We start from the raw sequence: 25,341 nt of genomic DNA, 5'->3' as shown, positions 1-25,341 counted from the left end.
CTGCAGACGAGCTTCTTGATGGAGATCAATCCGGCGTCGAATACATGATCATATATGGCGCTTCAGTAGGGAGTTGAATAAAGCAGCCAGGTGGCCTCCGAGAAGAGAGAACAGACTTCCCTAGTGTAGTGGTAATGGCGTCACACAGAAGACAATCTCGGAGGAACTCCAATGGATGCGAAGTCCGTAAATGCCAGTTCGCCGAAAGCAATCTACGACGTGTCGGCCGACTGGGCCAAGCGCGCCTATATCGATGACGCCAAATATCGCGAGATGTATGCGCGCTCGGTCACGGACCCCAACGGCTTCTGGGCCGAACACGGCAAGCGGGTCGACTGGATCAAGCCCTTCACCAAGGTCGAGAACGTCTCCTTCGCGCCGGGCAACATCTCGATCAAATGGTTCGAGGACGGCGAGCTGAACGTCGCCTGGAACTGCATCGACCGCCACCTCGACAAGCGCGGCGACCAGACCGCGATCATCTGGGAGGGCGACGATCCCTCCGAGTCCAAGCACATCACCTACCGCCAGCTGCATGACGAAGTCTGCAAGATGGCCAACATCCTGCGCATCCGGAACGTGAAGAAGGGCGATCGCGTCACGATCTATCTGCCGATGATTCCGGAGGCGGCCTACGCGATGCTGGCCTGCGCGCGGATCGGCGCAATTCATTCGGTGGTGTTCGGCGGCTTCTCGCCGGACAGCCTCGCGCAGCGCATCAAGGACTGCGACTCCAAGGTGATCATCACCGCCGACGAGGGCCTGCGCGGCGGCAAGAAGGTGCCGCTGAAGGCCAATGTCGATGCGGCGATCGCCAAAACCGGCGGCGTCGACTGGGTCGTGGTGGTCAAGCGCACCGGCGGCAAGGTCGACATGAATCCGACGCGCGACCTCTGGTATCACGCCGCCGCCGAGATGGTGACCACCGAATGCCCGTGCGAGCCGATGAACGCCGAGGATCCGCTGTTCATCCTCTATACCTCGGGGTCGACCGGAACGCCGAAGGGTGTGCTGCACACCTCGGCCGGCTATCTGGTGTTCGCGTCGATGACGCATCAATACGTCTTCGACTATCATGACGGCGACATCTACTGGTGCACCGCCGACGTCGGCTGGGTCACCGGCCACAGCTACATTCTCTATGGGCCGCTCGCCAACGGCGCGACCACGCTGATGTTCGAGGGCGTGCCGAACTACCCGGACAATTCGCGGTTCTGGCAGGTGATCGACAAGCACAAGGTCAACACCTTCTACACCGCGCCGACCGCGATCCGCGCGCTGATGCAGGGCGGCGACGAGCCGGTGAAGAAGACCTCGCGCGCCTCGCTGCGGCTGCTCGGCTCGGTCGGCGAGCCGATCAATCCGGAAGCCTGGGAGTGGTACCACCGCGTGGTCGGCGACGACCGCTGCCCGATCGTCGACACCTGGTGGCAGACCGAGACCGGCGGCATTCTGATCACGCCGCTGCCCGGCGCGACCAAACTGAAGCCGGGATCGGCGACGCGGCCGTTCTTCGGCGTGGTGCCTGAAATCGTCGACGCCGACGGCAAGACGCTGGACGGCGAGACCTCGGGCAATCTCTGCCTGACGAAGTCGTGGCCAGGCCAGATGCGCACCGTCTATGGCGACCACGACCGCTTCGAGCAGACCTACTTCTCGACCTACAAGAACAAGTACTTCACCGGCGACGGCTGCCGGCGCGACGCCGACGGCTTTTACTGGATCACCGGCCGGGTCGACGACGTCATCAATGTCTCCGGCCACCGCATGGGCACCGCCGAGGTCGAGAGCTCGCTGGTCGCGCATGAGGCGGTCTTCGAGGCTGCGGTGGTCGGCTACCCCCACGACATCAAGGGCCAGGGCATCTATGCCTATGTCACCTTGATGAAGGGCACCGAGCCGACCGAAGCGTTGCGCAAGGAGCTGGTGGCCTGGGTTCGCAAGGACATCGGCCCGATCGCCTCGCCGGACCTCATTCAATTCGCGCCCGGCCTGCCAAAGACCCGCTCCGGCAAGATCATGCGCCGCATCCTGCGCAAGATCGCCGAGGACGATCCGTCCAGCCTCGGCGACACCTCGACACTGGCCGATCCGGCCGTGGTCGACGACCTCGTGCACAACCGGCAGAACAAGAAGGGCGCGCCGGCGTAGGAGGCGCAACCGAGCAGCAGCAACAGGAACACGCCAGACAGGCCGATGGAGATAATGCGGTGAGAATAGTTCTGTTGGGACCCCCAGGGTCCGGGAAGGGGACCCAGGCGATCCGTCTGGCGAAGCAGTTGGGCATTCCTCAGTTGTCGACTGGCGATATGCTGCGCGCTGCAGTGCCGGCGGGAACATTGATCGGCGCAAAGGCGAAGGAGATCATGGAGCGCGGTGAACTCGTTCCCGACCAACTCGTCGTCGCCATAGTGGCCGAGCGCATCTTGGAAGCCGACGCGAAATATGGGTTTATTCTGGATGGCTTTCCCCGCACTATTGCCCAGGCCGCCGCCCTCGATGATATCTTGCGAGCAGCGGGCCTCCGACTCGACTCCGTGCTGGAGTTGGACGTTGACGAAGCCGCCCTGCTAGGTCGAATCCTTAACCGAGCCAAGGAAGCGACGGCGAACGGCCATGCCAGAGCCGATGACACTGAAGCTGCATTGAGAGTGCGCTTGGAGGAGTACCGAGGACAAACCAAACCGCTCTCGGATTACTACCGCGAGCGAGGCATTTTGAAGAGGGTTGACGGCTTGCAACCGATAGACAAGGTAGCGAGTTCACTTCTGGAGGCTATCGCTTCGCAAGCAAGAAGGTGTGCTCGTACTGCAGCCTCGTCCTCGCCGTAGAGTGGGTATCTCGAGCAAACCCAACGACGCGCCGATCATGCCGAACAGTTCCTCGGTGCGAGGTCGTCCACGCAGGGCGATGACGGCCGAGCGGAGCGGCCGTAGCCTCTACGCGATTGTACGTAGGTCCTCGTGCGAAGGAACCACACCGAACGTCCTGAGCACCGTCGTTCTGGATTCGGGATATCCGGTGCGGACGATTGCGACGGCACCGGTATGGCCGAGGATCTTCCACAGGTGCTTCGCATGCTCAATCGCCGAAGAAGGAGTGGCGCACTTGAGCTGTTGGCCGGCGACGAACCGCCGATCGGCTAGGTCGTACGGCACCGCAACGAACTGGTTGAGCTCAGTCATTTTGTTAACCTCCCAGTTGAAGGCCAAACAATACATCAGCCCCGAAGGGACGTATTGACCTGCCTCAAGGAGCCTCTTTGTGGCCCGCACGGATGGCGAGCGAAATCGATCCCACCGCCACGGTGCGTGGCGACATCTCGGTGGGGATCTGCTTGAGCGAGATCAACCCCGGAGCTGTGTACGTGGCGCAACAATCCAGGTGAGAGAGCATCGGCTAAATTGTCTGGCAATTCTGCCATTCTGCTTCGCTCCATTGACGTGGCTCAAACATTCCCTCTGCCGCACTCGTTAGGCTGCGACCGCTCAAAAAGAGGAGCCAGGCATGCAAGCGCGCGATGTGATGGTTTGCAGCGTCATCTCGGTTGGTCCCGATATCCCCGTTCAAATCGCGGCCAATGCGATGGTTCGCAACTGTGTCAGCGCGCTCCCGGTCATCGATATATATGCAAAGCTGGTCGGCATCGTTTCGGAGGGCGATCTGATCCGGCGCGTCGAGATCGGCACCGATCGGCACCCTTCCGGCGTTGGCGAGGCACTCATGTCGAGCGATGCGCTGGCGGCGGATTTCGTCAGATCGCACGCCAAACGCGTAAGCGACGTAATGACGCGTGAGGTGGTAACGGCGCAGCCTGAAACACCGCTGCCGGAAATCGTAAATTTGATGGAGAAGCATAACATTAAGCGGGTGCCGATCGTTCAGGGCGAACAGGTGGTCGGCATCGTCAGCCGCGCGAACCTGTTGCAGGTCCTGGCACGCGCCAACGACGATACGGATTGGGTCGAAAGCGACCGCGCGCTGCATCAACGCTTCGTCGAGAGCATCAAGAATCAGCCGTGGGCAAGCAGACCCTTCAATATCATCGTTAAGGATCGTCGCGCCGATCTCTGGGGATTTGTTCATAGCGTCGATGAAAAGACAGCTGTTCGCGTTGCGGCCGAGGCGACGCCGGGAATCGAGTCGGTATCTGATCATCTGGGCATTGCGCCCCAAGGCTCCGAGACTTGATTATCCATTCATCGCTCGTGCTGCGGATATCAAACGCGCTCTTGGCGAGTCAATTGGCTCCCTCAGGGCCCTCCCCAGGCGGTGCGCTTGAGGTGCCGGTGCGCAGCGCCGAGGCCCCGGGCCCTGCGCAAGGAGGTCGAGACCTGCGGCCGCTGCCATGCCCGCCGGAGCCAGCTCTCGGAGGACTGGACACCGGGACTTGTGCGGCTTGACACCGTCTGCCGCTGTCTCGAGCTGACGCTTCTTGGTGTGCGCGATCTATTGCTCAACCTTGCTGGCGAGACCTCCTATTTGCCTGCCATGCGTCGGCGGGAGGAGTGCTTCGAAGTCGTGGACGATGCTGTTCGCGCAGCACTCGAAGAAATCTCCGATCCGGCGTGGACTGCTGCACGGGTCGCCGCGGCAGGCGTCGAAAGTGGAAACGGTAAATTGCGCGGGGCAGACGACGATGACTGTAAGGAAGAGGAGCTCGGTGTGGGCTGAGAGTACCGTCCAGCCGTGGCTTTCGAATCAGTCCAAACGGTGAAGTGGAAATGATGACGGAGGCAGAGACTCTGGCCGTGGTTGCGCAAGCCATCCGCGACGCGTTACGCAAAGCGAGCTGGCGGCGAGTTGAGCGGACGTTGCATTGAGGGACCGAGGCATAGGCCGGTCGCGTGCTGCGACTCCGCGGCGGCCGTCCATTGACTGACTTGCAGTCCGTTGACTTACGTCAAAATAAACCAAATTCATCGCTGCTAGATGGAGTTTTACAAAAGCCCGAGGGCGCGAAAATGATGACCCCTTACCTGAAGCCGTTGATGATCGTCAGTCTGACCGTTGCTTTCGCCACGGCCGTTCATGCTCAAGATGCGGACGTCGGCAAGGCCGAATTTCAAGCGTCCTGTGCAAGCTGCCATGGTGCGGATGGAAGGGGCAAAGGACCGGTCAGCGTACTACTAAAGGCGCCGCCTACCGATTTGACGAGCCTGGTCAAGGACAACAACGGGGTCTTCCCCATTAATACCGTTTACGAAACCATAGACGGACGCAGAGCAATTTCCGCGCACGGCACTCATGAGATGCCAATTTGGGGGGAACGGTTCAACCCCGTCAAAAGCTTGCCTCACACTGTTGATCCGCCGTACGACGCGCTCGATCCTTCGCGGGATCTGCGGGAAGTCGTCGTGCGAACACGCATCCTCGCCGTTATCGATTACTTGAACCGCATTCAGCAGAAGTAGCAACTGAGAGGCGATCGGGACGGCGTGCCGCCGGCGCGCTGCGCCGCAGCGACGTGATCTGCCGCAATGGATAAGCGCAGCCTAAGCTGCCATGATTGATCCCCATCAAGGTCGCCGTTACCGAAGTCGTTAATAGTTATACGATTAGCGAAGGATCAACGATGACCAGCATAATGCTTGATGCCAAGCAAATTCAAAGCGCCCCGGCGCCAGTTCGTCTCTGGCTTGAGCAGCAAATATCGGCGGTTCTCGGTCCGGGATCGTCAGCAAGCGTGCAACCGCCGCACCTTGTCGCCTGCACAGAAGCCCAGGCCGCAAGCCTTCTTAATCGAATTAGGCAGGTACCATCGGCTGTCGAAGTGTTCTTCGGGCTTGCCCATCCTGATATCTCCTACGGATCGCCGCCCGTCGTGACTTTCCGACTTCTCGACCTTCAGCATCGTGCCGGCCTGGAGAGCATCACCAAACTCCTGGAATGTCTCGATCTCATCAATCGGTCGTTTGCGGAAATGTCCGACGAACCGGCGGCGCGGCTCTGCGATTTCGACACCGCAGGACATTGCTCGACCCTGCCAGCCACGCAGAACAGCATCGCTACATTATGGAAGGCGATCATTGCGGCGGAGCGGCCTGGCGTGCTGCCGATTGCGGCGGCCGAATAGTGCGAATCGAGCACGAGACGGACCCCAAGAGCGTCTGCCGTCGGGCAGCGAAAAGCTGGGCCGATCACATGTCGCTATTCATTGCCGTTGCGACGTGGATACTCCTGGTATGGCCCGGACATGCGCAAACAGGAGAAATGCGGGCCAACCAATCGCTCGCGCCTCTGACGGAGAAAATCGTCCAGAGTGTCGTCGGTATAAAGGCCAGTGCGGAGATACCGACGGCCCTGGGATCAATGTACCCTGGTATCGAGCTCACCGACGGTCCATCTCCCAAGACGAAGGACGTGTATGGCGCGGGCGTCATCATCAAGGCGGAACCCGGCTTGATAGTCACGACTAATCAGTTGATCAACGGCGCGAGAAGACTTTCGGTCCGAATGGCGGACGGGCGCCAGTTCGACGCCGAGTTCGTGGTTGCGGACGAGCGGTATGGCCTGGCAATGCTGAGAATTTCAGCATCCGGCCTGACCGCGGCCCCCGTCGGTCGGTCGATCGACGTCGAGCCGGGCGATTTCGTCCTTGCCATCGGCAGCTCCCCGGGGCTCGCTCAAAGTCTCAGCTTCGGTATCGTCAGCGCTCTGCATCGTTCGCGGCCGGGCATCCCGTGCCAAGATCTCATTCAGACCGACGCATTGCTGGACCGCGGCAGCTCGGGCGGGCCGCTGTTCAATCTGCGGGGCGAAGTGATCGGCATCGTTACCGCCAGCAACGGCGTTACAGATTCCGAACGTGCTTTCGCGATTCCCTCAGATGCCATCGATCGCCTCTTCGTCAGAATGAATTAGGCGTTTCCTGGGATCGAGATCGATTCGAGGTGAGGCCGCTTGATCCGCAGAGTTATCAGCTGTCTTTGTCCGGCTGCCGGGATCAGTAGACCATGATCGGTGTTTCCAAGAGGTGATCGTTCACAGCGACGCCGGGGATTGCCTCGGCCGCAATCCGGATCGCCGCGCGCTCGGCGGCAGATGGCGCGTATCCCCACAGATCGACGATGCCGTTCTGCACGATCGCGGCCAGATTCAAGGTGTGTACCCATGGCTGCCTGCGAAGCTCGCCGAGTAATTTCCCTCTGATGACGGAATCGGCGGGTGATATCTCCAGTTTCGGCCGGGCGCTCGCGACCGCCTGAATCAGGTTGGCCCGGCTAACGATGCCGAGGAGATGGCCGGCCTCATCGACGATGGGTACACGCTTGATGTCGTGCTTCTCGAGCAGCATAGCAATTTCGTGAAGGGGGGCCTCCGGCCTTGCGGTCACGACTTTTCGGGTCATGATGTCAGCGATCTTGACGGCATGGGATTTCACATAATCGGACGCCATTTGCGCGTCACCGACCAGAAGCTGCAGCCACCACGAATACGGGCGCTCGGTGCCCGCTTCGGTTCGATGCATCAGGTCGCTTTCCGAGATGATCCCGACGAGCCCGCCTTCGTTGCTGACAACGGGAACGGCGCTGATGCGGTGTTGGAGCAGAAGGGAAGCTACCCGCTGCACCGTTGCGTTGGCGCCACCGTGATGACAGGCGATATCATGACGTCACGTGCTTGCATGATCGTGCTCTCTGTAGTCGGAAGATGTCACATTCTGCGGGATGGCGTGCATGCGACGTTTGACGCCGATCAACTGATCTGGCTCCTCCCGGCATTAGAGAGGGGGCGTTGAAAGCGGGAGGGGTCGATGGCGGGAATTCCAAACAATACGATCGTATTTGTCGGAGATGGACGCAAGGCACTATTGCTTCGCAACGAAGGCGACAATCGGTTCCCCAACTTGAAGGCGGAGGCTGCCTTCGAAGATCAGAACCCGGCCACGCATCTGCAAGGCACAGACCGGCCGGGACGCTACACAAAGGGGATTGTCTCCGGTCGGAGGGGAGCGTTCGAACCGACGGACTGGCACGAGCTTGAAGAATATCGATTTACGAGGCGACTAGCGCGAGCTGCAGAGGAGATTGTCCGGAGTAGAAAGGCGACGGCGCTCGTCATCGTCGCTCCGCCGCGCACTCTCGCCGAGTTTCGGTCGACACTACATCCAGAAGTCAAGCGCCACGTCATTGTAGAGATTGCCAAGGATCTGACCAGGCTTTCTGTCAGCGAAATCGAGCGGCACATTCTGGATGCGCTTGCGTCACCCACACAGTAGAAGCGTGCGCGGCAAGATGCTGCAATGCGTATAGGATTTTGAAAGCTCGCCAAATGGTCTCGGTGCAAAAAGGACCGCAAGAACTGCAGGATCTATTGATCCAGGTCAGCTTGGCGGGCCGTGGCATGATCCATGCTGATTTAGCTCAACCCGTACGTCAAGGCTCCGGGAGTATGTCATGTTGGCTCTGGAACTTATGCGCACGTCTTTCGCGACGATCAAACCAAGCGCTCCGTTGCTCGATGCTGTTCGCACGTTGCTGGAAACCGACCAGCGGGGTTTGCCTGTGCTCGGAGACTCAGGCTCGCTGGTCGGTGTTATCTCCGAAGGAGACTTCCTTCATCGTCGTGAGCTAGGCGTGCATTGGCCGGAGGGCCCCTGGCTTGAATGGTTGCTCAGCAAGGAGGAGGGGCGGCTGCTCCGGGAGCGCACCCGGGCCCTTCGCGTCGACGCGGTGATGAGCCGCAAACCCGTTTGCGTCGACGTATCCGCGACTGTGGACGAGATCGTCGCCGAAATGGACAGTCATCAGATATCGCAGGTCATGGTTCTCCGGGATGCGAGGGTCGTCGGCATCGTTGGCCGCGTGCAACTGCTGCAGGCGCTTGAGCGGATACTCGCACGATCCGGGGGCGGCTGATGTGAAAAGCCGCGCCTGGCTAAATCGCCTCGTAAGGCTGCGTCGATCAATGCGACATGAGTGTCGGGAGCGGCATGCATTGCAGCATCCTGCGCGTGACCCCTCCGATAAGCCGTTCCTGGAAGCGTGAATGGCCGTAGCCGCCCATCACCAGAAGGTCGAGCCTCTGGTCCGCCGCAACCGACAGAAGGGTCGGCTGAATTTCTGAATGCTGCGCGCAAACCTTCACGACTGTCGCCGACAGGGCCGCGCGTGCCAGATGCAGGACGAGCCGTTCCGGACCAGCCTCGTCGGATATGTTTTCGGTGTCGTCAATCGTGATGATGGTGATCGCCTCCGCGTTCTTGAGCAACGGCCTTGCGTCGCGCAAGGCGCGACTGGCGAGGCGGCTCCCGTCCCAGCAGATACCGACACGTCGTGGCGAGAGCGGCCCCCGGAACGTATGGGGTATGAACAGCACCGGGCGGCCCGACTGGAACAAAACTTCCGTCGAGAGATCGTTATCGAACGTGGATCGTTCGAAATCAGGCTGGGATACGATTGTCAAATCGTGGAGTCGTGCGGCCGCGGATGCGAACGGAACGGCCTCGGCAGGAATTGCGCTAATGGTGCGGCATGTGAAGGTGAGGCTCGTCGTCCTGACTTCGTTCTCAAACACGGTGACAGCGGTCTCCGCGCGCTCCATGGCACGAAGCCGCTCTTCCTCGAAAATGATCGGGGTCGCGGGAGATACGAATGCCGCGATCGGGATGTTGGCCGACTCATAGCCTATGGCCAGCGCGGAAATGCGTGCGCTGCAAGCGAGGGCAAGGGAAATGGAGCCATCCACGACGGGGCGGACCGGTCGTTCAGACGGGATCAGAACCAGCATATTCTTGAACATGAGGTGCCTCCTTCCAACCGGGTGGCGACTGCCTGTCTTGACTGTTAAGCAGCGCCCGGGCTGACGCGCATTGATCCATGTCAGGGTCCGGAGCCGTTCACTCCACGGCGGAGTCGAGAATGGTCGCGATTTTCGAAAGAAGCCGATCGCTTGTCGCCAATCAATTGACCTTGCTCAAAGCGCCTGTGCAGGCGGTCGCGCATGCTGGGCAACGCCCATCGAATGCTGACGAGGCCTTGCCATGACTGATAAAGTGAAGTTGCCTGTCGTCGATCAACCCGCGACGCATGGAACGGCTGTCGGTTGCGAAAAGGCGGTCGATCGCCGCTGGCTTCTGGATGCGTTGGAAGACGACGAAGTTCGTGAGGCCCATAAACACGATGCAGCACTCGCTGTCTCCAAAGCAGACGATCGGACGGCGCATACTGACGAAGGAGATCCGCCGGCAACGCGTCCGAGTTCTAACTCAAAGGCGGTCTACCGTCTCGACAGGGCTGGGGCGCTCTGGGGTGAGCAGCCGAAGGGCGCCGAGGAGGACAGCCATTTACCCGGCGCATTGCGCAAAATCCTGCAATCGCCGAGCTATCTAGAGGCGGATCAGGACGAGAAGTTCCTGCAGAGCGAGGCCACTCGCGGCATTCGTCTGCAACTCGATTTCCTCAAGGCCGAAACCCTGCTGCGAGAGCATCAGATCGCGCATACCATCGTCGTCTTTGGCAGCACGCGCATTTGCGAGGCAAAAGCAGCACGCCGGGCCGTCAGCTCAATAGCCGATTCGCTGTCGTTGAATCCCGACGATGAAGGCCTGCAGCGCCGTCTCAAGACGGCACGAAGCATTGCGGCGAAGAGCAAATATTACAGAATTGCGCGCGAGTTCGGCCAGATCGTCGGTTTCGCAAGCGAACAAGCCATCGGCGGCCGCCTCGTGATCATGACCGGAGGCGGCCCTGGCATCATGGAGGCGGCCAACCGTGGTGCGTACGATGTCGGGGCCCAGTCGATCGGACTGAACATCACCCTCCCGAACGAGCAGTACCCCAACCCATACGTCACGCCCGAGCTTTGCTTCAGGTTCCACTATTTTGCCATGCGTAAGTTGCATCTCCTGATGCGCGCCCGGGCGCTGGTGGCATTTCCGGGCGGATTAGGCACGATGGACGAACTGTTCGAAGTGCTGTCATTGGCGCAAACCCGAAAGATTGCACCGGTGCCGGTCGTGCTGGTTGGCGAGTCGTACTGGCGTCGCGCGTTTGATCCGGACTTTCTCGTCGATGAGGGGATCATCGATCCGGAAGACCAAAACCTCTTTTGGTTCGCAGAGTCTGCCGAGGAGGCCTGGCAGGGTATCCTGCGTTGGCACCAGTTAGCCGGCCAACCGCTGCTTCCGGTCGGATACGGCTGCTCGCGGGACAAGCCGGTTAGTCAAGAGGCCGGATCGTGAAATTGTCCTTTCATGGCGCCGATCGAGCGGTGACCGGGTCCTGTCACTTGGTCGAGTGCCTGAACCGGCGCATTCTAATCGATTGCGGTCTCTTTCAGGGAAGTCGCGACCTGGTGGAAGAGAACATCGCCGCCTTCAGGTTCGATCCCGCAGCCATAGACTATGTTCTGCTGACCCATGCCCACCTGGATCACTGCGGCAGGATTCCGTTGCTCGCCAAGCGAGGGTTCAGGGGGGAGGTGATCACAACTGCGGCCAGTCGTGAGCTGATCCGCCTCGTGCTGGTCGATGCCGCGCATCTCCAGGAGGAGGACGCGCGGCGGAGAGTCCGCCAAAAGCGCAGGCGCGGCGAGGAAGATGCGTCGCAGCCGCTTTTTACCGTTGTCGATGTGCTCGATTGCTTTGATCGGTTTGGGAGGACGGCTGAATATGGACAACCGTTACAGCTCGCGGAAGGACTTCGCGCGACCTTCTTCGATGCCGGCCATATCTTGGGCTCTGCAAGCATCCTGATCGAGGCAGCAAATCACGGCCGCACGCGTTCGGTTCTGTTCTCGGGTGATCTTGGCAACACGGGTCGCCCGCTGCTACGGCTTCCGAGCCCGCCGGCTCGCGCCGATGTTGTCGTCATGGAATCGACATATGGCGACAGACGCCATCGGTCGCTGAAAGACTCCATCGAGGAACTCTGCGGCGCGATCAGCAGCACGCTGGCGCGCGGCGGCAACGTCATCATCCCGACTTTCGCACTCGAGCGCGCCCAGGAGATCCTCTATGTCCTGCGCGAGGGAGTGGAGCGGAGCAGGTTGCCGCCGACCATGCAGATCTTCCTGGATTCGCCGATGGCGATCTCGGCGACGGAGATATTCAAGCGGCACTCCGAATCTCTGAGCTCCGAGGCCGCTTCGATGTTCCGTGAGGGGCTGGATCCATTGCGGCCGGCCAACCTGCGCCTCGTCCGCGAGAGCGCCGATTCGATAGCGATCAACAGAATAACCGGCGGTGCGGTCATCATGGCCGGGTCCGGGATGTGCACCGGCGGCAGAATTCGCCATCACCTTCGGCACAATATCTGGCGCAAGGAATCGGCGATCATATTCGTCGGATACGCCGCCTCGGGAACGATTGCGCGACAGATCATCGATGGGGCCAGGTCCGTGCGGCTGTTCGGCGAGGACGTCGCGGTTCGCAGCAAAATTTACACGATCAACGGATTTTCCGCTCACGCAGATCAGCAGGAGCTGCTCGCATGGCGACGCATGATCGATGGATGCGAGGCAACGTTCCTCGTCCATGGCGAGGAGCCCGCAATGTTGGGGCTTGCTGCACACTTGGAAAGACAGCGGGTCGAGCTGCCGCGTCTGGGCGACGTCTTTGATTTGTAACATTCGTGGGAGCCGTCCTCGCGACGATGAGCGCGGCGTAGCGCCTGCGGCCGAAAGCGACAAGAATAGGAAAAATCATCGAGATGGCTTGCGCCGTTTCGCTCCATCAGCGGTCCCGAAAAATCGCACCAAGTCGCCTTCAGTGAGCGCGCTTTTCCTCCCACTCCTGGTCTTCGCGAGATTTCAAGTAGTTTCCGAAGAAATCGCTCCAGCAGAGGTGGTCATGCACCTCTCGGACGCCGGGAACGTTCTCGGCTACCACGATCACGGCTTTGCGAAATTTACTTTCGGTGATAACGCCGCTCAAGTGGACCATGCCGTCTCGCACGTTGACGCTGAATCCCAACGGGCACCAGGTGTTCCGTTCGATCTCGTCCAAAATGCGTCGTCGGATCTGATCGTCATTATCGGTCGGAGCGGGCGCGTCGCGTGCGGCGCTCGCCACCGCTCGCAGTAAATTGCTGCGGGTGATGATGCCGACAAGCTTGCCGCCGCTGACCACCGGCAGCCGCTTGACGTTGTTCTTCTCCATCAGTTCGACGACCGTCGTCAGTGGGGCATCCTCGGCCACGGTGACCGGCATGCGCGTCATAATCTCAGAGACCTTGCGCCCATGCTCGAACACGTAGTCCTCGGCCCACTGTTCGGGTCCGAGAATAAAGGTCATCAACCAGTTGCGCTTCCGTTCGGTGCCGATCTCGCTGCGATGAAGAAAATCGCCTTCGGTGACGATGCCGACGAGCGTCCCGTCGCGATCGACCACTGGAAGCCCGCTGACACGGTGCTGGAGCATGATGTTTGCTGCGTCGAGGATGGTGCTATCCGGCGTCGCCGAGAGCACCTTACGGGCCATGATCTGGTGCGCGTACATCCCAATCTCCCATCGTTCTGGAACGTGGTGTTCAGCTTAGTTCCGGATGCGAGTGACGTGTTTGATCTGACGCAAGCAGAAAACTGCACGCGGTTTGATCTGGCGCAAACGTCATGAACGATCGCTACGCTAAAAGGTCAGAGTCCTTGCAGGCCGAACGCGCACGTCCTTCAAAGAGGCCAGATCGCGTTGCCGGGCTGCGTTGGATGAGGGGCGGCGTTCGCCGTTGCATCCCATCGGGGGAGCCGCCCTTCCCAGACTGTTCCAATGGCGAAGACCGAGGGTCGCATGCAAAAGGACTATGCCGACGTCTGCAAGCACATCTCCAACAATCTGGGCCAGCTGCGCAAGGGCATTCCTGAAACCATGCGAGCGTTCTCGGCCATGGCGCAGGCGGCCTCCAGAAATGGCGCGCTAGATGCCCGCACCAAGGAGTTGATCGCGCTCGCGTTAGGCGTCGCCGCGCACTGCGACGGCTGCATCGGCTTCCACGCCGAGGCCCTGGTCAAACTTGGCGTCGGCCGCAAGGAGGTCGAGGAGACGCTCGGAATGGCGGTCTACATGGGTGGTGGACCATCCCTGATGTACGCCGCTGACGCGCTTGGAGCTTACGATCAGTTTCTGGAGCGTGCGGTGGTTTCGGAGCCGGCGATGGATTGACCCGATCAACCTCAGGCGCCGGTCACGTCGTCTCAAATCCCGAGAGGAACGCATCATTTGAGAAAGTTTGCTATTTCGAGCTGGCTCTGTATTGGCATCGCAAATGATCGCGGCGAGCAGCTCGGCAGCCGCCGACACCATCGGTCGCTACAATGCAACGTCTTCGGTACGACAGTGCAGCAGCCGGCGGTCGATCGGACGGGACACGTGCTCGCCAGCTTTCTCTATTCCTGCTTTGGGGTCGATGGATTGCTGAAAGGCGCCGTCGTGACTGCAATCAACGTCAGCGAGTGGGACGGCCCGAAGGGAATACAGCTAGCGGCGGTCGGCATTCATCGCGCGCCGGGAGGCGAGGCGGTTGGCGAACTGCTGGAAGGGACCGGAGCCGTTGTCATGAAGGACGGCAAGCCGATCGGGACTGAGGCTGCGGGCAAGATGGTCTTCAAGTTCGGATCGGGTACCTTGGGCTCGCTCTCCGGAAAGACTGCCAGGTTCGTCAGCAAGCCGGCCGGGCCTGGTCGTTTCACGCTCGATATCGTCGAATAATCGAAAGCGGGGACTGCGCGCGGATTGCGGACAGCCCCTTTCGATCTATCGGACTTCGATGGCCGGGAGGTTTGCCATGTGCTCCGGATCTGCCAAGCCGCTCGCGCGGTCGGCGCGGAGCGTCGGACGAGTAGGCTGGTTTGACCTTGCTCAACGATAGCGCCGCAACCATGCGTAACAATGGACCATCACTTCAGCTAGAGGAGCGAGCAGATGTTTTTGGCCAATGTCATGGTTTACGTTGACCCTCAGCAACAGGATGAGGGACCGGTTCGTGTCGCCGAAGGTATTGCGGACAGGTTTCATGCATCGATGATCGGCGTCTCGGCGTCCGCCATCGATCCGCCGTTCGTCGCCGAGGGGGTGATCATCGAGCAGACCACCGAAGACGATATCAAGCGGATGCGGGCCGATCTCGTGGCGAAGGGCGAGTGGTTCAGGAAAATCACGGGGCGAGAGCGCCATAAGTTGGAATGGCGGTGGGCGCTGGGATCCCCGACCGCGTTCCTGGCCGAGCAGGCAAGGGCAGCAGATCTGGTTGTTTTCAAGCGCCGGAAAGTCCAATCCGATACCTTCCACTATATCGATTCGGCCGAGGCCATCCTGCGGATGGGACGTCCCATGCTGTCGGTGCCGGAAGGCGTGACCGGCTTATCGGCGGACCGCATCGTGGTCGGCTGGAAGGACACCCGCGAGGCCCGTCTGGCGATCCGGGACGCGCTGCCGTTCCTGACCCGGGCGTCCAAAGTGACCGTCGCCGAAATCTGCACTTCGGACGAACAGGACGCTGCGACCCGCCGCTTGCGCGATGTTGCCAGCTATCTCGAACGGCACAGCGTCAATTGCCAGTTCGACGTTCGCGTCCACACGAGCGAACCGGACGCAGGGTATCTTGTCAGACTGGCAAGGAACGAAGGCGCCGACCTCATCGTCACCGGAGGCTATGGCCATAGCCGGCTCGGTGAATGGATGTTCGGCGGCATGACGCGCGGCTTGCTGCAGCACGCTCCAGTCTGCCTGCTGATGTCGCACTAGATCGCCGAATCGCCAAGGGCGCACTGGGAGTGGCCTCAGAGGATGTCGGTCTTGGGTCGCGCCATGGTGGATCAGTGCTGCCTGGCGCACCGGCGCAGCCCAGTCGTTTGTGGGCTTGATCGATGTTCTTTCGCGAATTGATTACGATCAAGGACCGTGAGCCGGAGTGCGTTCAAAATAGTCGGTACCAAAGGAGGCTCACTTCCATGATACGCAACATCGGACTCATTGATCGGTACGCCCGGATCGTCATCGGTCTTGCTCTGATCGCATATACGCTGAAGGATGGCTCGCTTGGAACGGGATGGCTGTTCGCCGGGACTCTCGGATTGATCCTGATCGCGACAGCATTCTTCTCTTTCTGTCCGCTCTACACGCTGTTGGGAATCAACACTCGGCAGAAGTCCAGCTCGGTCTAGGAATAACTTAGCGGCAATGAATGAGAATCTTACTCTTGCGGAGTTGCGATCGCGGCTTGATCGACTCGGCGCAAGCGGTGTCTTGAGAGTTTCCGATCATGACTATGCGCGGCTATTTGGCATCAACGAGGTCGCGGCCGCCAAGGCCGCACAATTTGCTGCAAAGCATCGTTGTGTGAGCGTGCCAGGAGAGGACGCGGTGTATTTTCGTAAATCGAATTCTGACGCGTATGGCTCGGCCAAGTTGGTGCAGGACGCCGCCGCAATGTCCCGCTGACTCGACGTCAATCAGCGAACCCTTTAATCCATGGTGATGATGGTCAGAAGCAGCCGGAAGATCTCCCAGCCGGCGGCGACCAGCAATGCGCCAACGATCAGCAGGCGGCCGTACCATGAGATGGTCGGACCGCGCCGGAGATGCCGGCGTCGGACCGGTTGGTCGATGGTTGGCGTTGGCGCTGAGGTTGCAACGGCGCGAGCATGGCTATCTCTCGCGTCGTTGAGTCTCTGCTCGTTGGTTTGCCGTGATCGATCCATTTGTTCGTCAAGCCATGCATCATGCCAAGCCAAAGCATCGCATTCAGGACGAGGAAAGTCCTTGATGAGGATCAACTCTGCAGCGGTTCGCCGATGTGTGGCCCCTCTGGGTCATCCATGTGGTGCGGGATCACTGGCGGGATGTTGCTGCCTCAGTGCAGCGTGATTTGGCTCGCGATGGGCAGCGGCTGGGAGCGCAAGATGCTTTCCGGCCTCGGCCATGGCGAGGTAGCTGATCGTGATCAAGGTTATCGCACCCAGAAGCACAGGCGGCAGGTCCGCGAAACCGAACGAGGAACCGGATGGTCCCAGGACCAGAAAAATGCCCGAAGCAAGCGCGCCCAGCGAGCCCAACGCCAGGATGCGATGCGGGTGGCTGGCGCGCCATGGCGGCCGCCGCGAGCGGATCAGGAAGATCACGAGGATCTGCGTAGCGATCGATTCCAGGAACCAGCCGGTCTGGAACGCCGCCGCGTCGGTGTGGAAGACCTTCAGCAGAATGGTGAAAGTCGCAACGTCGAACAGCGATGAAATCGAGCCCATCACGAACGTGAACCGCAGGATATCCGCCATGTTCCATGATTGGGGTCTCTCCGCATCCTCCGCGTCGATTTCATCGAACGGGATACCGATCTCGGAGAGGTCGTAGAGCAGATTGTTTAGCAGGATCTGCAGCGGCAACAGTGGCAGGAATGGCAGCGCAATAGACGCGAGTGCCATCGATAGCATGTTGCCGAAATTCGAGCTGGTCCCCATGCGAACATATTTGAGGATATTTGCGAACGTTCGCCGTCCCTCGATAACGCCCGCACCTAGGACCGAGAGGTCAGGAGCCAGCAGGATTATGTCCGCGGCGGCGCGGGCCACTTCGGTCGCACCGGCGACGGAAATTCCGACATGGGCGGCGTGAATTGCCGGAGCGTCATTGACGCCATCACCCATGAAACCGACGATGTGACCGCGCCGACGCAAGGCCCGGATGATCCGTCTCTTCTGCTCAGGGTCGATCCTGGCGAACAGGTCGACATCCTCGATCCGCGCGGCGAGTGCCCGATCACTCAAGTCGGCGATCTCGCCGCCGGTCAGGATGCGGCTGGAGCGAAGACCGACGGCGTCCGCGACATGCGCGACCACCGCTGCATGGTCTCCGGAAAGCACCTTGATGCCGACGCCGCGTGCGCTCAGGTCTCGGATCGAGGCGGCCGCGTCGCGCTTGGGAGGGTCCGCGAAGGCGCAGAAGCCAACCATCGTAAGGACGGCTTCGTCCTCGGTCGTGACGGTAACTTGATCCGGCGCCATGGTCCGAATGGCGACGGCGAGCAGCCGAAAACCCTGCCGGGCATGGTCATCCTGCAGGCGGACGAGCTGGGCGCGGCGGCTATCATCCAGCGGTCGGGCCAAGCCGTCGACCTCGACCGCGACGACGCGGGCCATGATCGCTTCCGGGGCGCCCTTGACGATCAGGAATCGGTCGTTGTCCTGGGCCGCTAGGACCGAGAGGCAGCGCCGCTCAAAGTCAAACGGGATCTCGGCGAGCCGGGTCCAGGCGCTGCTCCCCGGCGGGTTGTCTGCGGCAAGCAGCGCCTCATCCAGCGGGCTGTGGATGCCGGTTTGGAAAGCGCTGTTCAACCGAGCCAGCTCAAGCACCCGATCGTTGGGGCGTCCCGCGGGATCAAAATGGGCCGCGAGCGTGATCTTAGCTTCTGTCAGTGTGCCTGTCTTGTCGACGCACAGTGTGTCCATCGCACCGAGATCGTGGATCGCGGACAACCTCTTGACGATCACCTGACGCTTCGCCATCCGCTGCGCTCCGCGCGCCAATGTCACCGTCATCACCATCGGCAAGAGCTCGGGCGTCAGGCCGACAGCGAGCGCGACGGCAAACAGGAACGATTCCATGGCCGGCCGATGTGCCACGAGATGGGCGAGCAGCACGAACAGCGTCAAAAAGAGCGTCAGCTTGAGAATGAGCAGGCCAAGCTTCTGGACACCCTGCTCGAGCGCGCTGGGAGGATCGTTCGCCAGCAGCTCGGCGCTGATCATGCCGAAGCGTGTGCGATGCCCGGTCTCGACGACAAGCATGACTCCGCTACCGCCAACGACGCTGGTGCCGGCGAACAGAGCATTGCTCGCTTCCGCGGGCAGAGTGGTGGCGCATGGTTCGGTCGTCTTGGCGGCCGGAAAGGGCTCACCGGTCATGAGGGCTTCGTTCAGCTGAAAATCGTGAGCCACAAGCGCGACGCCGTCGGCTGGCACGAGGTCGCCGGTCCGCAGCTCCACTATGTCTCCGGGGACGAGCTCGCTTACCGGCAGCGCGACAATTGTGCCATCGCGAAAGACATCGGCCTGAATCGCAACCGAGCGCCGCAACGCATCGGCGGCGACCTCCGCGCGATGTTCTTGCAGGATATCCAACATCAACGACAGACCCACCATAAGCGTAATGATTGCGAAGCTCGCCATGTCGCCGCTGAATCCTGACACGGCGGCCGCCACGATCAGGATGGCAATCAGTGGATTGACCAAGCGATGTGCGATTTTCCGCAGAACCGATCGCGTCCGTGACGGCTCTGTGAGGTTTGGCCCGATCCGGGCGAGGCGCTCTTCGGCCTCTTGCCGACGCAGGCCGCATCGCTGGGTGTCGAGCCTGCGCAAGAGCGAATTAGTTGGCTCCCGCCAGAACGCTTCAACGGCTGGCCCATACGAAGACGGCTTGAGCGGCATGAGGGTTCTCGTGATGTCGGAAAGGATCGGCGCAAATCGTAGTGCGACCGTATGGATTCGAGGTTGATGTGGCTCAACCCGATCGCGGTAGCGTAAGACCTCTTGTCCGACCGCAGCGGCCTGAAGGTCGGCCTCAATAGAACGGAGGTGCTGACGTTTGACCGACAACGAATTTCGTAACTGGACACGTAGTTGACGCAGTTTCTCGACGCAATGCACGCGCCAGTAGCACAAGAATCCACGCCTATCGCACGCCTATAGTGGCTGATCATCTTCCGTTGGGGTCTCTTCCTGCAGCGAGACAAAGTCTCCGCCGCCATAATCCTCCTCCGGAGGCGGGTGGATGACCTTCACCAGCTGATCATCGACACGCTTCACGCCGGCAACGTTCTCCACCGCAACGATAACCGCTTTGTGCGCATTGTCGCTCCGGACGCTGCCGCGCAGGTTGACGATCCCGTCGCGCACGCTCAACTGCAGCGCGGCGGGCCGCCAGGGGGCATGCGCCAGTGCGGCAAGGACCGATGCCCGGATCTGGTCGTCGTTACCGGAAGTGATGGGTAGGTCGAGGCGAAGGGCCGCAACGGCCGTCATGAAGTCCGTGCGTGTGACCATCCCGACCAGCTCATTGTCTCGCATGACCGGGAATCGCGTGACGCCGTGCGATTCCATGAGTTGGACGACCTGCTCGAGGGGGGTGTCCTCCTCGACGGCGATCGGCTTGGGCGACATGATCTGACGAACCTTGCGGCCGTGTTGGCGTGCGAAGTCGAGCGCGACCCGGTTCGTGCCTGCGAGCATCGCAAGCCAGCGGCCGCGGCGCTTCTCCGTTCCAACTTCCACACGCCGGATGAAATCTCCCTCCGACAGGATCCCGATGAGCGCTCCGTCCTGATCAATGACAGGAAGGCCGCTGATGTGATGAGACAGCATCGTCCTGATGGCATCGATGACGGACGCGTCGGCATCGATTGTGATGACGTTCCGCGACATGATCTCGCGCACGCGCACGGCGTAAATCCTCCGACATAAACCGATAAGTTTAGCTAACTCCTGGAAGAAACGATCCGTGTTGATCCTTATCAATCGGACGGTGGTGCAGTTGCGCTGGAATGTTTGATATTGGGTAGGCAAGCTAGTTTGGCGAGCCGACGACAGGTGGTGGCGGTCCATGCTTTCTGATTGTTCGGCCGGCCGCCTGAATGGCGGGAATCTTCACCGAAACCCCGCGCCCTTGACAATTGGTCCGGGGAAGATCGACAGCGTGCCTTTTGATCGCGATCTCCGGCTGGATCTGTGCCGAGGTCTTGCGCTCTGGTGCGTCTTCCTCGATCACATCCCCAACAACGTCTTCAGCTGGTTGACCTTGCGCCATTATGGCTTCAGCGACGCGACCGAAGTTTTCATGTTCGTCTCCGGCGTGACCTGTGCACTGAACTACAGCGATGTCCGCCGTCTCGACGGATGGCCCTCGGTCATTGCGCATACGCTGCTGCGATGCTGGCAGATCTATGCAGCGTTTCTCATCCTGACCGTGGCGCTTGCCGTGGTCGCGTACGGCTCGGGTAGCGACCGGCTGGCGGACGAAGCCAATGTGAAGATACTGCTGCAAGAGCCAGGTGCTTCGCTGGTCCATGCCGCCATCCTGATGTATCGCCCCGTGAATACGGACGTCTTGCCGACCTTCGTGCTGTTTCATTTTTCGTTTGCGCCTGCCCTCTGGGGAATATTGAAGTTTCCGAATGGGTCACTGCTGATCTCCGCGTTCATCTATGCACTGGTCCAATTGTACGGCTGGAACCTGCCGGAGTGGCCGGTCAATCAGTGGTACTTCAACCCGCTTGCCTGGCAGTTCCTGGTCGTTATTGGGGCATGGTGGGTAACACATGGCTACCGGATATTCGGGCGAGACATCGTCTCGTGGCCCGTCGTTGTAGCCGCGATAGCGTACCTTGGTATTAGCCTCGTGATCACATTGAGCTGGGAGATCGAGCCACTGGCAGCCGCAATCCCGAGCTACTTTGCGCGCCTGATCTATCCGATCGACAAGACAGATCTGGACCCGCTGCGGCTCTTGCATTTCCTGGCGATCGCCATCGTCGTGGCGAGGTTCGTGCCGCCGAATTGGCAGGCTTTTGCTAGGGGCGGCCTGAAGGGCGCAATTCGTTGCGGCGAGCGTTCGCTTGAAACTTATTGTGCGGGCGTCGTGCTATCCCTGTTGGCGGGCGTGTATCTCACCGAAGTGTCCAACAGCATCACGACGCAGTTCGTGGTAAGCGCAGCTGGGATCGCCTTGCTCGTTCTGCTCGCGACATGCACGACCTGGATCAACAAGCGAAGCAGGCAACATCCAAAGCTGCTCTAAAGGAGCGGGCCCGCCGTCGTCGCAACCTAGACAACTCGGCTGTGCCGGGCCGCGGCACGATCAAGGTGGGCGTCGAACGCCGAGGCGACGCTGCGGACCAGGAATTTCGCGTCATCGCTGATCAGGAGGTGGTCTTCCATCATCGTCACGGCGCCGTCCGCGATCAACCTGTCGAGCCGTGACCGATCGACGACGGCCGAACTCTGGTCCCAGCGGTGCTGGTGGCAAATTTGCGGCAGGTTGACGGCCATATCGCACATGATGCGCTCGATGATGTCGGCACGGAAGCGATCCTCCGCCGTCAGCATGTAGCCCCTGACGGTGGCAAGTCGGTCCTCGGCGATGCGTGCAAGGTAGTCGCGCGTCGCAACTGCGTTCTGCACGAAGCCCTGCGGCATGCGGCCGATTGCGCTGGCGCCGAGGCCTATCAGGGTCTCGGCAGAATCGTCCGTATAGCCCTGGAAGTTACGCCGCAGCCGGCCCTCGCGCTTTGCGATGGCCAGATTGTCGCCGGAGAGCGCGAAATGGTCGAGACCGATGCGGATGTATCCGGCATCGGTCAGCGCTTCCGCGATTGCCTCGGACTGACGATGCCGTTCGAGGCTATCCGGCAGCGACGCTTCATCGATCATGCACTGATGCTTCTTGAAGGAGGGAATATGGGCGTATCCGAACACGGAAAACCGGTCGGGCCGCAGCGCGACGCATGTTTCGACGGTATCAAGGCAGGAAGCGACAGTCTGAGCGGGGAGGCCGTAGAGCAGGTCGAAGTTGATGCGGCCGACGCCGGCGCCGCGCAGCCGCTCGACCGCTCGACCGCTTCCGCGGTCTGCTCAAGGCTCTACGACCGATTGATGGCGTGCTGCACGGCAGGATCGAAGCTCTGGACGCCGAGGCTCGCGCGGTTGACGCCGCTGAAGCCCAATGCTTCCGCCATCGGCTCGGTCAGGGTGCGGGGATCGATCTCGACCGCGATCTCGGCATCGGGCTGCACGAAGAACGAGTAGCGCAGCGCGCTGACGAGATCGGCAAAGGTCTCGGGCGTCATGATCGTCGGGGTGCCGCCACCGAAATGGATATGGGAGACGGGCAATCGCACACCGACCGTTTCCGCAACGAGGTGCACTTCGGTGCGAAGACCGGCGGCGTAAATGGCGATTGGTTCGTTGTGCTTGGTGATGGAGGTGTGGCACCCGCAGTACCAGCACATCGATCGGCAAAACGGCACATGCAGGTAGATCGAGGCCGGCCGCCGAGCTGGAACCGACCTGAGCCATGTCCGGTAATCAGCCTCGCCGACCGACGCAGAAAAATGCGGAGCCGTGGGGTAGCTGGTGTATCGCGGTAGCCTGTCCTGCCCATAGGTGTTTGCCAGGCTCGACCGCATTGGATTTCCTTGCCTCTCACTCGCCGCCGATCATCGGAGCCTGGCTCGCGCTCTCACGCCGCCATGATCCGGTTCGACATCGCGCGGTTGCGAAGCTCTACCCGGCGCGAGCTCGGAAGCGAGATCACGCCGTTCTGCTCGAGCTGGGTGAAGGTGCGCGACACCGTCTCGATCGTCAGACCTAGATAGTCGGCGATATCCTGCCGCGACATCGGAAGCTCGATGGCGGCGTTCTTGACGGTTCGGTGGGCCATGTCGTGGAGGAAGCCGATGACGCGATCTTCCGCGCTGCAGATCAGCAGCATCAGATGCTCCTGGAAGCGCCGTAATTCCTGGGCCGTTGCATCCCAGAGCTGCCGCGCCAGATCCTTTTCATGTGTCGCGCGGACCATGAGCGCGGCGCGCTTGACCACGATGACCCGCGTCTCGGAGACGGCCTCGGCCGAGGAGATATGGGTCTCGCCGGCTTCGAAGCCGAAGATATCGCCGGCTAGATAGAAAGCACCGATCTGGCGGCGTCCGTCTTCCAGGATCTTGTAGGTTCGGACCGCGCCGGAGACGACCTGGTACAGGTATTCCGCGGCCTCGTCCTCGCCGTAGATCTCGCTGTTGCGTGCGAACCGCATCGGCATCCCGATCATGCCGAAAGGCCCTTCGACGCGCGCTTGCCGGCTGAGGATGCTGGTTGGGTGACGGCTGTTCTCGAGAGAAATGGCGTTCTGGGTCTGCATGGCGACGCTCCATGGATGCGAAGATCGATGGAGGCAGATTGATCGCATCTGCTCGATTGGGAAATTTGGATATTTCCCCTAAGTAGAAGCCACTTACGTAATTATACGTAGGCGCCGGGCATTCCTTAGGCGAGACCGGCCTCCGCGCGCCGCGAGACGGCTGTCTCGCAACGCGCGAATGAGGGAGCTGGGTCAGGCGACATGCTTATCAGGAAACGAGGCTCGTGTGCTGGCACGATCCTCGTCATGGCCCTGACGCTGCCAACGCGTCGTGCTGCGATCGGTCAGTGCGAGAACAAGCGCGAAGATCGCGAAGATGGTGCAGACGGCTCCGACGACAAGTAGCGTACTCACTGCCATGTTCGACTCCTCGATATCAGCTGGCCGCCTTGATGTCCTCGGGCGATTCCACGTAGTAACCGGAGTAACCGTCGACAAAGCAGAGATGATCGTGGACCCCCCTAACGCCGGAGGTATTCTCGGCGAGCACGATCGTGGCCTGACGTGCTCGCTCATCGAAAATCAAGCCATACAGATGTACGACGCCCTTGCGTACCCAGACCTGGAAGCCGGCCGGGCGCCAGCCGGTGGCATTGATTTCCCGCAGGATCCGTTCACGGATGTGGGTGTCATCGGCCGTCGGATCAGGCACTTCGCGCGCCAGCGAGGCAACTGCCTGCAGGATGTCCGCCCGGGTGACGATCCCGACCATGGTCTTGCCGCTCACGACGGGCATCCGCTTCACGCCATGCTTGTGCATCAGGTGCACGATCTCATCGAGCGGCGTCTGCTCGTCCACGGTGATCAAGTTCGTGCTCATGACATCCTCGACCTTGCGGCCGCGTTCGTGCACGAAATCGGTCGCGGCGCGGCCGACGCCCGTGAACAGCTCGATCCAGGCCGAACGCCTGTGTCCTGTACCGATCTCGGCGCGTTGCAGGAAATCTCCCTCGGACACCATGCCTCTGAGCGTGCCATCTTCGTCCATCACCGGCAGCCCGCTGAGGTGACATCGCAGCATGATGTTGGCTGCATCCAGGATCTTCGTGTGCGGACTGACTGCGATGATATGTTTGGTCATGATCTGATGCGCGCGCATGTCGGACCCTCCGTGTTGATAATTGAATAATAAGCCCGGTGACGTCCTGCACATTGACCTGGCTCAATGGCCCGTTTGGCCGCGCTCCAGGGATTTCAAGAACAGCATGAAGTCACCCACCTGGTCCGGCTCGAAGCTGAACTGGGGCATGGTCGGATGGCCGGTGACGATCCCTTCCGCCAGCGCCTCCTGCAGCATCTCGACCGAATAGCGTTCGTGCAGTATCCGGAACGGGGGGGCGATTTTCAGCGGGCTCGGCCCCACCCGGTCGATGGAATGGCAGCGGGCGCAGTAGAGTTGCGCAAGGCGACGGCCTTGCTCCTGGTCTGCAGCGGCTGGGCTCAGCGCGGCGCAGGTCGCGCTGATGACCACGAAGCCACGAACGATATGGCTCTGA

Annotated in this window: 28 protein-coding genes and 1 pseudogene; 17 read left to right on the top strand and 12 right to left on the bottom strand. The window is 60.8% G+C overall.

Features of this window, described 5'->3' with window-relative positions; all coding sequences use genetic code 11:
* Positions 1-171: 171 nt before the first annotated feature.
* Together acs and XH93_RS36515 are read left to right on the top strand one after the other, a co-directional pair.
* The gene (acs, locus tag XH93_RS36520; RefSeq protein ID WP_194471192.1) at positions 172-2,151 is read left to right on the top strand and encodes an acetate--CoA ligase; all 1,980 of its coding nucleotides are present in this window, start codon (positions 172-174) and stop codon (positions 2,149-2,151) included.
* Positions 2,152-2,210: 59 nt separating this feature from the next.
* Complete coding sequence (locus tag XH93_RS36515) at positions 2,211-2,831, top strand: adenylate kinase (protein WP_194471191.1); 621 nt, start codon at positions 2,211-2,213, stop codon at positions 2,829-2,831.
* A gap of 108 nt (positions 2,832-2,939) precedes the next feature.
* On the opposite strand, the gene XH93_RS36510 is transcribed toward XH93_RS36515, so the two are convergent.
* Positions 2,940-3,185 carry a hypothetical protein gene (locus XH93_RS36510; RefSeq protein WP_194471190.1) on the bottom strand — a complete coding sequence of 82 codons (246 nt, stop codon included), beginning with the start codon at positions 3,183-3,185 and terminating at the stop codon, positions 2,940-2,942.
* Between the two features lie 322 nt (positions 3,186-3,507).
* On the opposite strand from XH93_RS36510, the gene XH93_RS36505 reads away from it, so the two are divergent.
* From XH93_RS36505 to XH93_RS36485, 5 genes are all read left to right on the top strand, one after another.
* Positions 3,508-4,191 (top strand): CBS domain-containing protein, encoded by a 684-nt coding sequence (locus XH93_RS36505; RefSeq protein ID WP_194471189.1) that lies wholly within the window; start codon positions 3,508-3,510, stop codon positions 4,189-4,191.
* A 201-nt stretch (positions 4,192-4,392) separates the two neighbouring features.
* The gene (locus XH93_RS36500; RefSeq protein ID WP_194471188.1) at positions 4,393-4,674 is read left to right on the top strand and encodes a hypothetical protein; all 282 of its coding nucleotides are present in this window, start codon (positions 4,393-4,395) and stop codon (positions 4,672-4,674) included.
* Between the two features lie 200 nt (positions 4,675-4,874).
* A complete protein-coding gene (locus tag XH93_RS36495; RefSeq protein WP_246799395.1) occupies positions 4,875-5,414 on the top strand; it encodes a cytochrome c in 540 nt (179 codons plus the stop codon).
* Between the two features lie 95 nt (positions 5,415-5,509).
* Positions 5,510-6,076, top strand: a complete 567-nt coding sequence (locus XH93_RS36490) for a hypothetical protein (protein WP_246799394.1) — start codon at positions 5,510-5,512, stop codon at positions 6,074-6,076.
* Positions 6,077-6,144: 68 nt separating this feature from the next.
* Positions 6,145-6,864, top strand: a complete 720-nt coding sequence (locus XH93_RS36485) for a S1C family serine protease (RefSeq protein WP_246799393.1) — start codon at positions 6,145-6,147, stop codon at positions 6,862-6,864.
* An 82-nt stretch (positions 6,865-6,946) separates the two neighbouring features.
* Here XH93_RS36485 and XH93_RS36480 read toward each other — a convergent pair whose 3' ends face one another.
* Positions 6,947-7,573, bottom strand: a complete 627-nt coding sequence (locus XH93_RS36480) for a CBS domain-containing protein (RefSeq protein ID WP_371814850.1) — start codon at positions 7,571-7,573, stop codon at positions 6,947-6,949.
* Positions 7,574-7,756: 183 nt separating this feature from the next.
* Between XH93_RS36480 and XH93_RS36475 the strand changes: the two genes are divergently transcribed.
* Together XH93_RS36475 and XH93_RS36470 are read left to right on the top strand one after the other, a co-directional pair.
* The gene (locus XH93_RS36475; RefSeq protein ID WP_194471187.1) at positions 7,757-8,221 is read left to right on the top strand and encodes a host attachment protein; all 465 of its coding nucleotides are present in this window, start codon (positions 7,757-7,759) and stop codon (positions 8,219-8,221) included.
* A gap of 178 nt (positions 8,222-8,399) precedes the next feature.
* Complete coding sequence (locus XH93_RS36470) at positions 8,400-8,861, top strand: CBS domain-containing protein (RefSeq protein WP_194471186.1); 462 nt, start codon at positions 8,400-8,402, stop codon at positions 8,859-8,861.
* A gap of 46 nt (positions 8,862-8,907) precedes the next feature.
* Here the strand turns inward: XH93_RS36470 and XH93_RS36465 are convergent, their stop codons facing one another.
* Complete coding sequence (locus tag XH93_RS36465) at positions 8,908-9,744, bottom strand: universal stress protein (protein ID WP_194471185.1); 837 nt, start codon at positions 9,742-9,744, stop codon at positions 8,908-8,910.
* Positions 9,745-9,985: 241 nt separating this feature from the next.
* On the opposite strand from XH93_RS36465, the gene XH93_RS36460 reads away from it, so the two are divergent.
* Both XH93_RS36460 and XH93_RS36455 read left to right on the top strand, forming a co-directional pair.
* On the top strand, positions 9,986-11,185 hold the full coding sequence (locus XH93_RS36460) for an LOG family protein (protein WP_246799392.1): 1,200 nt from the start codon (positions 9,986-9,988) through the stop codon (positions 11,183-11,185).
* Positions 11,182-12,570: an MBL fold metallo-hydrolase RNA specificity domain-containing protein gene (locus XH93_RS36455; protein ID WP_194471184.1), complete on the top strand. Its 1,389-nt coding sequence runs from the start codon at positions 11,182-11,184 to the stop codon at positions 12,568-12,570. The genes XH93_RS36460 and XH93_RS36455 overlap by 4 nt, the downstream gene beginning before the upstream one ends.
* A gap of 139 nt (positions 12,571-12,709) precedes the next feature.
* Here the strand turns inward: XH93_RS36455 and XH93_RS36450 are convergent, their stop codons facing one another.
* On the bottom strand, positions 12,710-13,441 hold the full coding sequence (locus XH93_RS36450) for a CBS domain-containing protein (RefSeq protein WP_194471183.1): 732 nt from the start codon (positions 13,439-13,441) through the stop codon (positions 12,710-12,712).
* A gap of 288 nt (positions 13,442-13,729) precedes the next feature.
* Here XH93_RS36450 and XH93_RS36445 point away from each other — a divergent pair, with 288 nt between their 5' ends.
* From XH93_RS36445 to XH93_RS36425, 5 genes are all read left to right on the top strand, one after another.
* Positions 13,730-14,101, top strand: a complete 372-nt coding sequence (locus XH93_RS36445) for a carboxymuconolactone decarboxylase family protein (protein WP_194471182.1) — start codon at positions 13,730-13,732, stop codon at positions 14,099-14,101.
* 57 nt (positions 14,102-14,158) lie between these two features.
* On the top strand, positions 14,159-14,647 hold the full coding sequence (locus tag XH93_RS36440; protein ID WP_246799391.1) for a hypothetical protein: 489 nt from the start codon (positions 14,159-14,161) through the stop codon (positions 14,645-14,647).
* A gap of 213 nt (positions 14,648-14,860) precedes the next feature.
* Positions 14,861-15,682 (top strand): universal stress protein, encoded by an 822-nt coding sequence (locus XH93_RS36435; RefSeq protein ID WP_194471181.1) that lies wholly within the window; start codon positions 14,861-14,863, stop codon positions 15,680-15,682.
* A gap of 206 nt (positions 15,683-15,888) precedes the next feature.
* Complete coding sequence (locus XH93_RS36430) at positions 15,889-16,101, top strand: DUF2892 domain-containing protein (protein WP_194471180.1); 213 nt, start codon at positions 15,889-15,891, stop codon at positions 16,099-16,101.
* A gap of 16 nt (positions 16,102-16,117) precedes the next feature.
* Positions 16,118-16,378 carry a hypothetical protein gene (locus tag XH93_RS36425; RefSeq protein ID WP_194471179.1) on the top strand — a complete coding sequence of 87 codons (261 nt, stop codon included), beginning with the start codon at positions 16,118-16,120 and terminating at the stop codon, positions 16,376-16,378.
* Between the two features lie 23 nt (positions 16,379-16,401).
* On the opposite strand, the gene XH93_RS36420 is transcribed toward XH93_RS36425, so the two are convergent.
* The 3 genes from XH93_RS36420 to XH93_RS36410 form a co-directional block, all read right to left on the bottom strand.
* Entirely contained in the window at positions 16,402-16,713 is a 312-nt protein-coding gene (locus tag XH93_RS36420) for a hypothetical protein (protein WP_194471178.1), read from the bottom strand.
* Positions 16,714-16,749: 36 nt separating this feature from the next.
* Positions 16,750-19,362, bottom strand: a complete 2,613-nt coding sequence (mgtA, locus tag XH93_RS36415) for a magnesium-translocating P-type ATPase (protein WP_194471177.1) — start codon at positions 19,360-19,362, stop codon at positions 16,750-16,752.
* A gap of 255 nt (positions 19,363-19,617) precedes the next feature.
* On the bottom strand, positions 19,618-20,535 hold the full coding sequence (locus tag XH93_RS36410) for a CBS domain-containing protein (protein ID WP_246799390.1): 918 nt from the start codon (positions 20,533-20,535) through the stop codon (positions 19,618-19,620).
* Between XH93_RS36410 and XH93_RS36405 the strand changes: the two genes are divergently transcribed.
* Positions 20,534-21,727, top strand: a complete 1,194-nt coding sequence (locus tag XH93_RS36405) for an OpgC domain-containing protein (protein WP_194471176.1) — start codon at positions 20,534-20,536, stop codon at positions 21,725-21,727. The two genes, XH93_RS36410 and XH93_RS36405, sit on opposite strands and share 2 nt — an antisense overlap.
* A 26-nt stretch (positions 21,728-21,753) precedes the next feature.
* Here the strand turns inward: XH93_RS36405 and hemN are convergent.
* The 5 genes and pseudogenes from hemN to XH93_RS36380 all read right to left on the bottom strand — a co-directional run bounded on the left by hemN (position 21,754) and on the right by XH93_RS36380 (position 25,316).
* A pseudogene (hemN, locus tag XH93_RS36400) lies at positions 21,754-23,114 on the bottom strand (oxygen-independent coproporphyrinogen III oxidase).
* Positions 23,115-23,167: 53 nt separating this feature from the next.
* On the bottom strand, positions 23,168-23,845 hold the full coding sequence (locus tag XH93_RS36395; protein WP_194471175.1) for a helix-turn-helix domain-containing protein: 678 nt from the start codon (positions 23,843-23,845) through the stop codon (positions 23,168-23,170).
* 192 nt (positions 23,846-24,037) lie between these two features.
* Positions 24,038-24,205: a hypothetical protein gene (locus XH93_RS36390; protein WP_194471174.1), complete on the bottom strand. Its 168-nt coding sequence runs from the start codon at positions 24,203-24,205 to the stop codon at positions 24,038-24,040.
* Between the two features lie 16 nt (positions 24,206-24,221).
* Positions 24,222-24,944, bottom strand: a complete 723-nt coding sequence (locus XH93_RS36385; RefSeq protein ID WP_194471173.1) for a CBS domain-containing protein — start codon at positions 24,942-24,944, stop codon at positions 24,222-24,224.
* A gap of 63 nt (positions 24,945-25,007) precedes the next feature.
* On the bottom strand, positions 25,008-25,316 hold the full coding sequence (locus XH93_RS36380; RefSeq protein WP_246799761.1) for a c-type cytochrome: 309 nt from the start codon (positions 25,314-25,316) through the stop codon (positions 25,008-25,010).
* Positions 25,317-25,341 lie beyond the last annotated feature (25 nt).

The sequence above is a fragment of the Bradyrhizobium sp. CCBAU 51753 genome (genome assembly GCF_015291565.1).
Classification (GTDB): domain Bacteria; phylum Pseudomonadota; class Alphaproteobacteria; order Rhizobiales; family Xanthobacteraceae; genus Bradyrhizobium; species Bradyrhizobium ivorense.
Note: the sequence above shows the minus strand (reverse complement) of the source record. Positions and strands in the feature narration are given on the sequence as shown.

Excerpts from the sequence above, each read along its gene's own strand:
- acs (WP_194471192.1), top strand. The coding sequence starts at position 172 with ATGGATGCGAAGTCCGTAAATGCCAGTTCGCCGAAAGCAATCTACGAC.
- XH93_RS36510 (WP_194471190.1), bottom strand. The coding sequence starts at position 3,185 with ATGACTGAGCTCAACCAGTTCGTTGCGGTGCCGTACGACCTAGCCGAT.
- XH93_RS36505 (WP_194471189.1), top strand. The coding sequence starts at position 3,508 with ATGCAAGCGCGCGATGTGATGGTTTGCAGCGTCATCTCGGTTGGTCCC.
- XH93_RS36485 (WP_246799393.1), top strand. The coding sequence starts at position 6,145 with ATGTCGCTATTCATTGCCGTTGCGACGTGGATACTCCTGGTATGGCCC.
- XH93_RS36475 (WP_194471187.1), top strand. The coding sequence starts at position 7,757 with ATGGCGGGAATTCCAAACAATACGATCGTATTTGTCGGAGATGGACGC.
- XH93_RS36470 (WP_194471186.1), top strand. The coding sequence starts at position 8,400 with ATGTTGGCTCTGGAACTTATGCGCACGTCTTTCGCGACGATCAAACCA.
- XH93_RS36465 (WP_194471185.1), bottom strand. The coding sequence starts at position 9,744 with ATGTTCAAGAATATGCTGGTTCTGATCCCGTCTGAACGACCGGTCCGC.
- XH93_RS36460 (WP_246799392.1), top strand. The coding sequence starts at position 9,986 with ATGACTGATAAAGTGAAGTTGCCTGTCGTCGATCAACCCGCGACGCAT.
- XH93_RS36450 (WP_194471183.1), bottom strand. The coding sequence starts at position 13,441 with ATGTACGCGCACCAGATCATGGCCCGTAAGGTGCTCTCGGCGACGCCG.
- XH93_RS36445 (WP_194471182.1), top strand. The coding sequence starts at position 13,730 with ATGCAAAAGGACTATGCCGACGTCTGCAAGCACATCTCCAACAATCTG.
- XH93_RS36435 (WP_194471181.1), top strand. The coding sequence starts at position 14,861 with ATGTTTTTGGCCAATGTCATGGTTTACGTTGACCCTCAGCAACAGGAT.
- XH93_RS36430 (WP_194471180.1), top strand. The coding sequence starts at position 15,889 with ATGATACGCAACATCGGACTCATTGATCGGTACGCCCGGATCGTCATC.
- XH93_RS36425 (WP_194471179.1), top strand. The coding sequence starts at position 16,118 with ATGAATGAGAATCTTACTCTTGCGGAGTTGCGATCGCGGCTTGATCGA.
- mgtA (WP_194471177.1), bottom strand. The coding sequence starts at position 19,362 with ATGCCGCTCAAGCCGTCTTCGTATGGGCCAGCCGTTGAAGCGTTCTGG.
- XH93_RS36405 (WP_194471176.1), top strand. The coding sequence starts at position 20,534 with ATGCTTTCTGATTGTTCGGCCGGCCGCCTGAATGGCGGGAATCTTCAC.
- XH93_RS36410 (WP_246799390.1), bottom strand. The coding sequence starts at position 20,535 with ATGGACCGCCACCACCTGTCGTCGGCTCGCCAAACTAGCTTGCCTACC.
- XH93_RS36395 (WP_194471175.1), bottom strand. The coding sequence starts at position 23,845 with ATGCAGACCCAGAACGCCATTTCTCTCGAGAACAGCCGTCACCCAACC.
- XH93_RS36390 (WP_194471174.1), bottom strand. The coding sequence starts at position 24,205 with ATGGCAGTGAGTACGCTACTTGTCGTCGGAGCCGTCTGCACCATCTTC.
- XH93_RS36385 (WP_194471173.1), bottom strand. The coding sequence starts at position 24,944 with ATGCGCGCGCATCAGATCATGACCAAACATATCATCGCAGTCAGTCCG.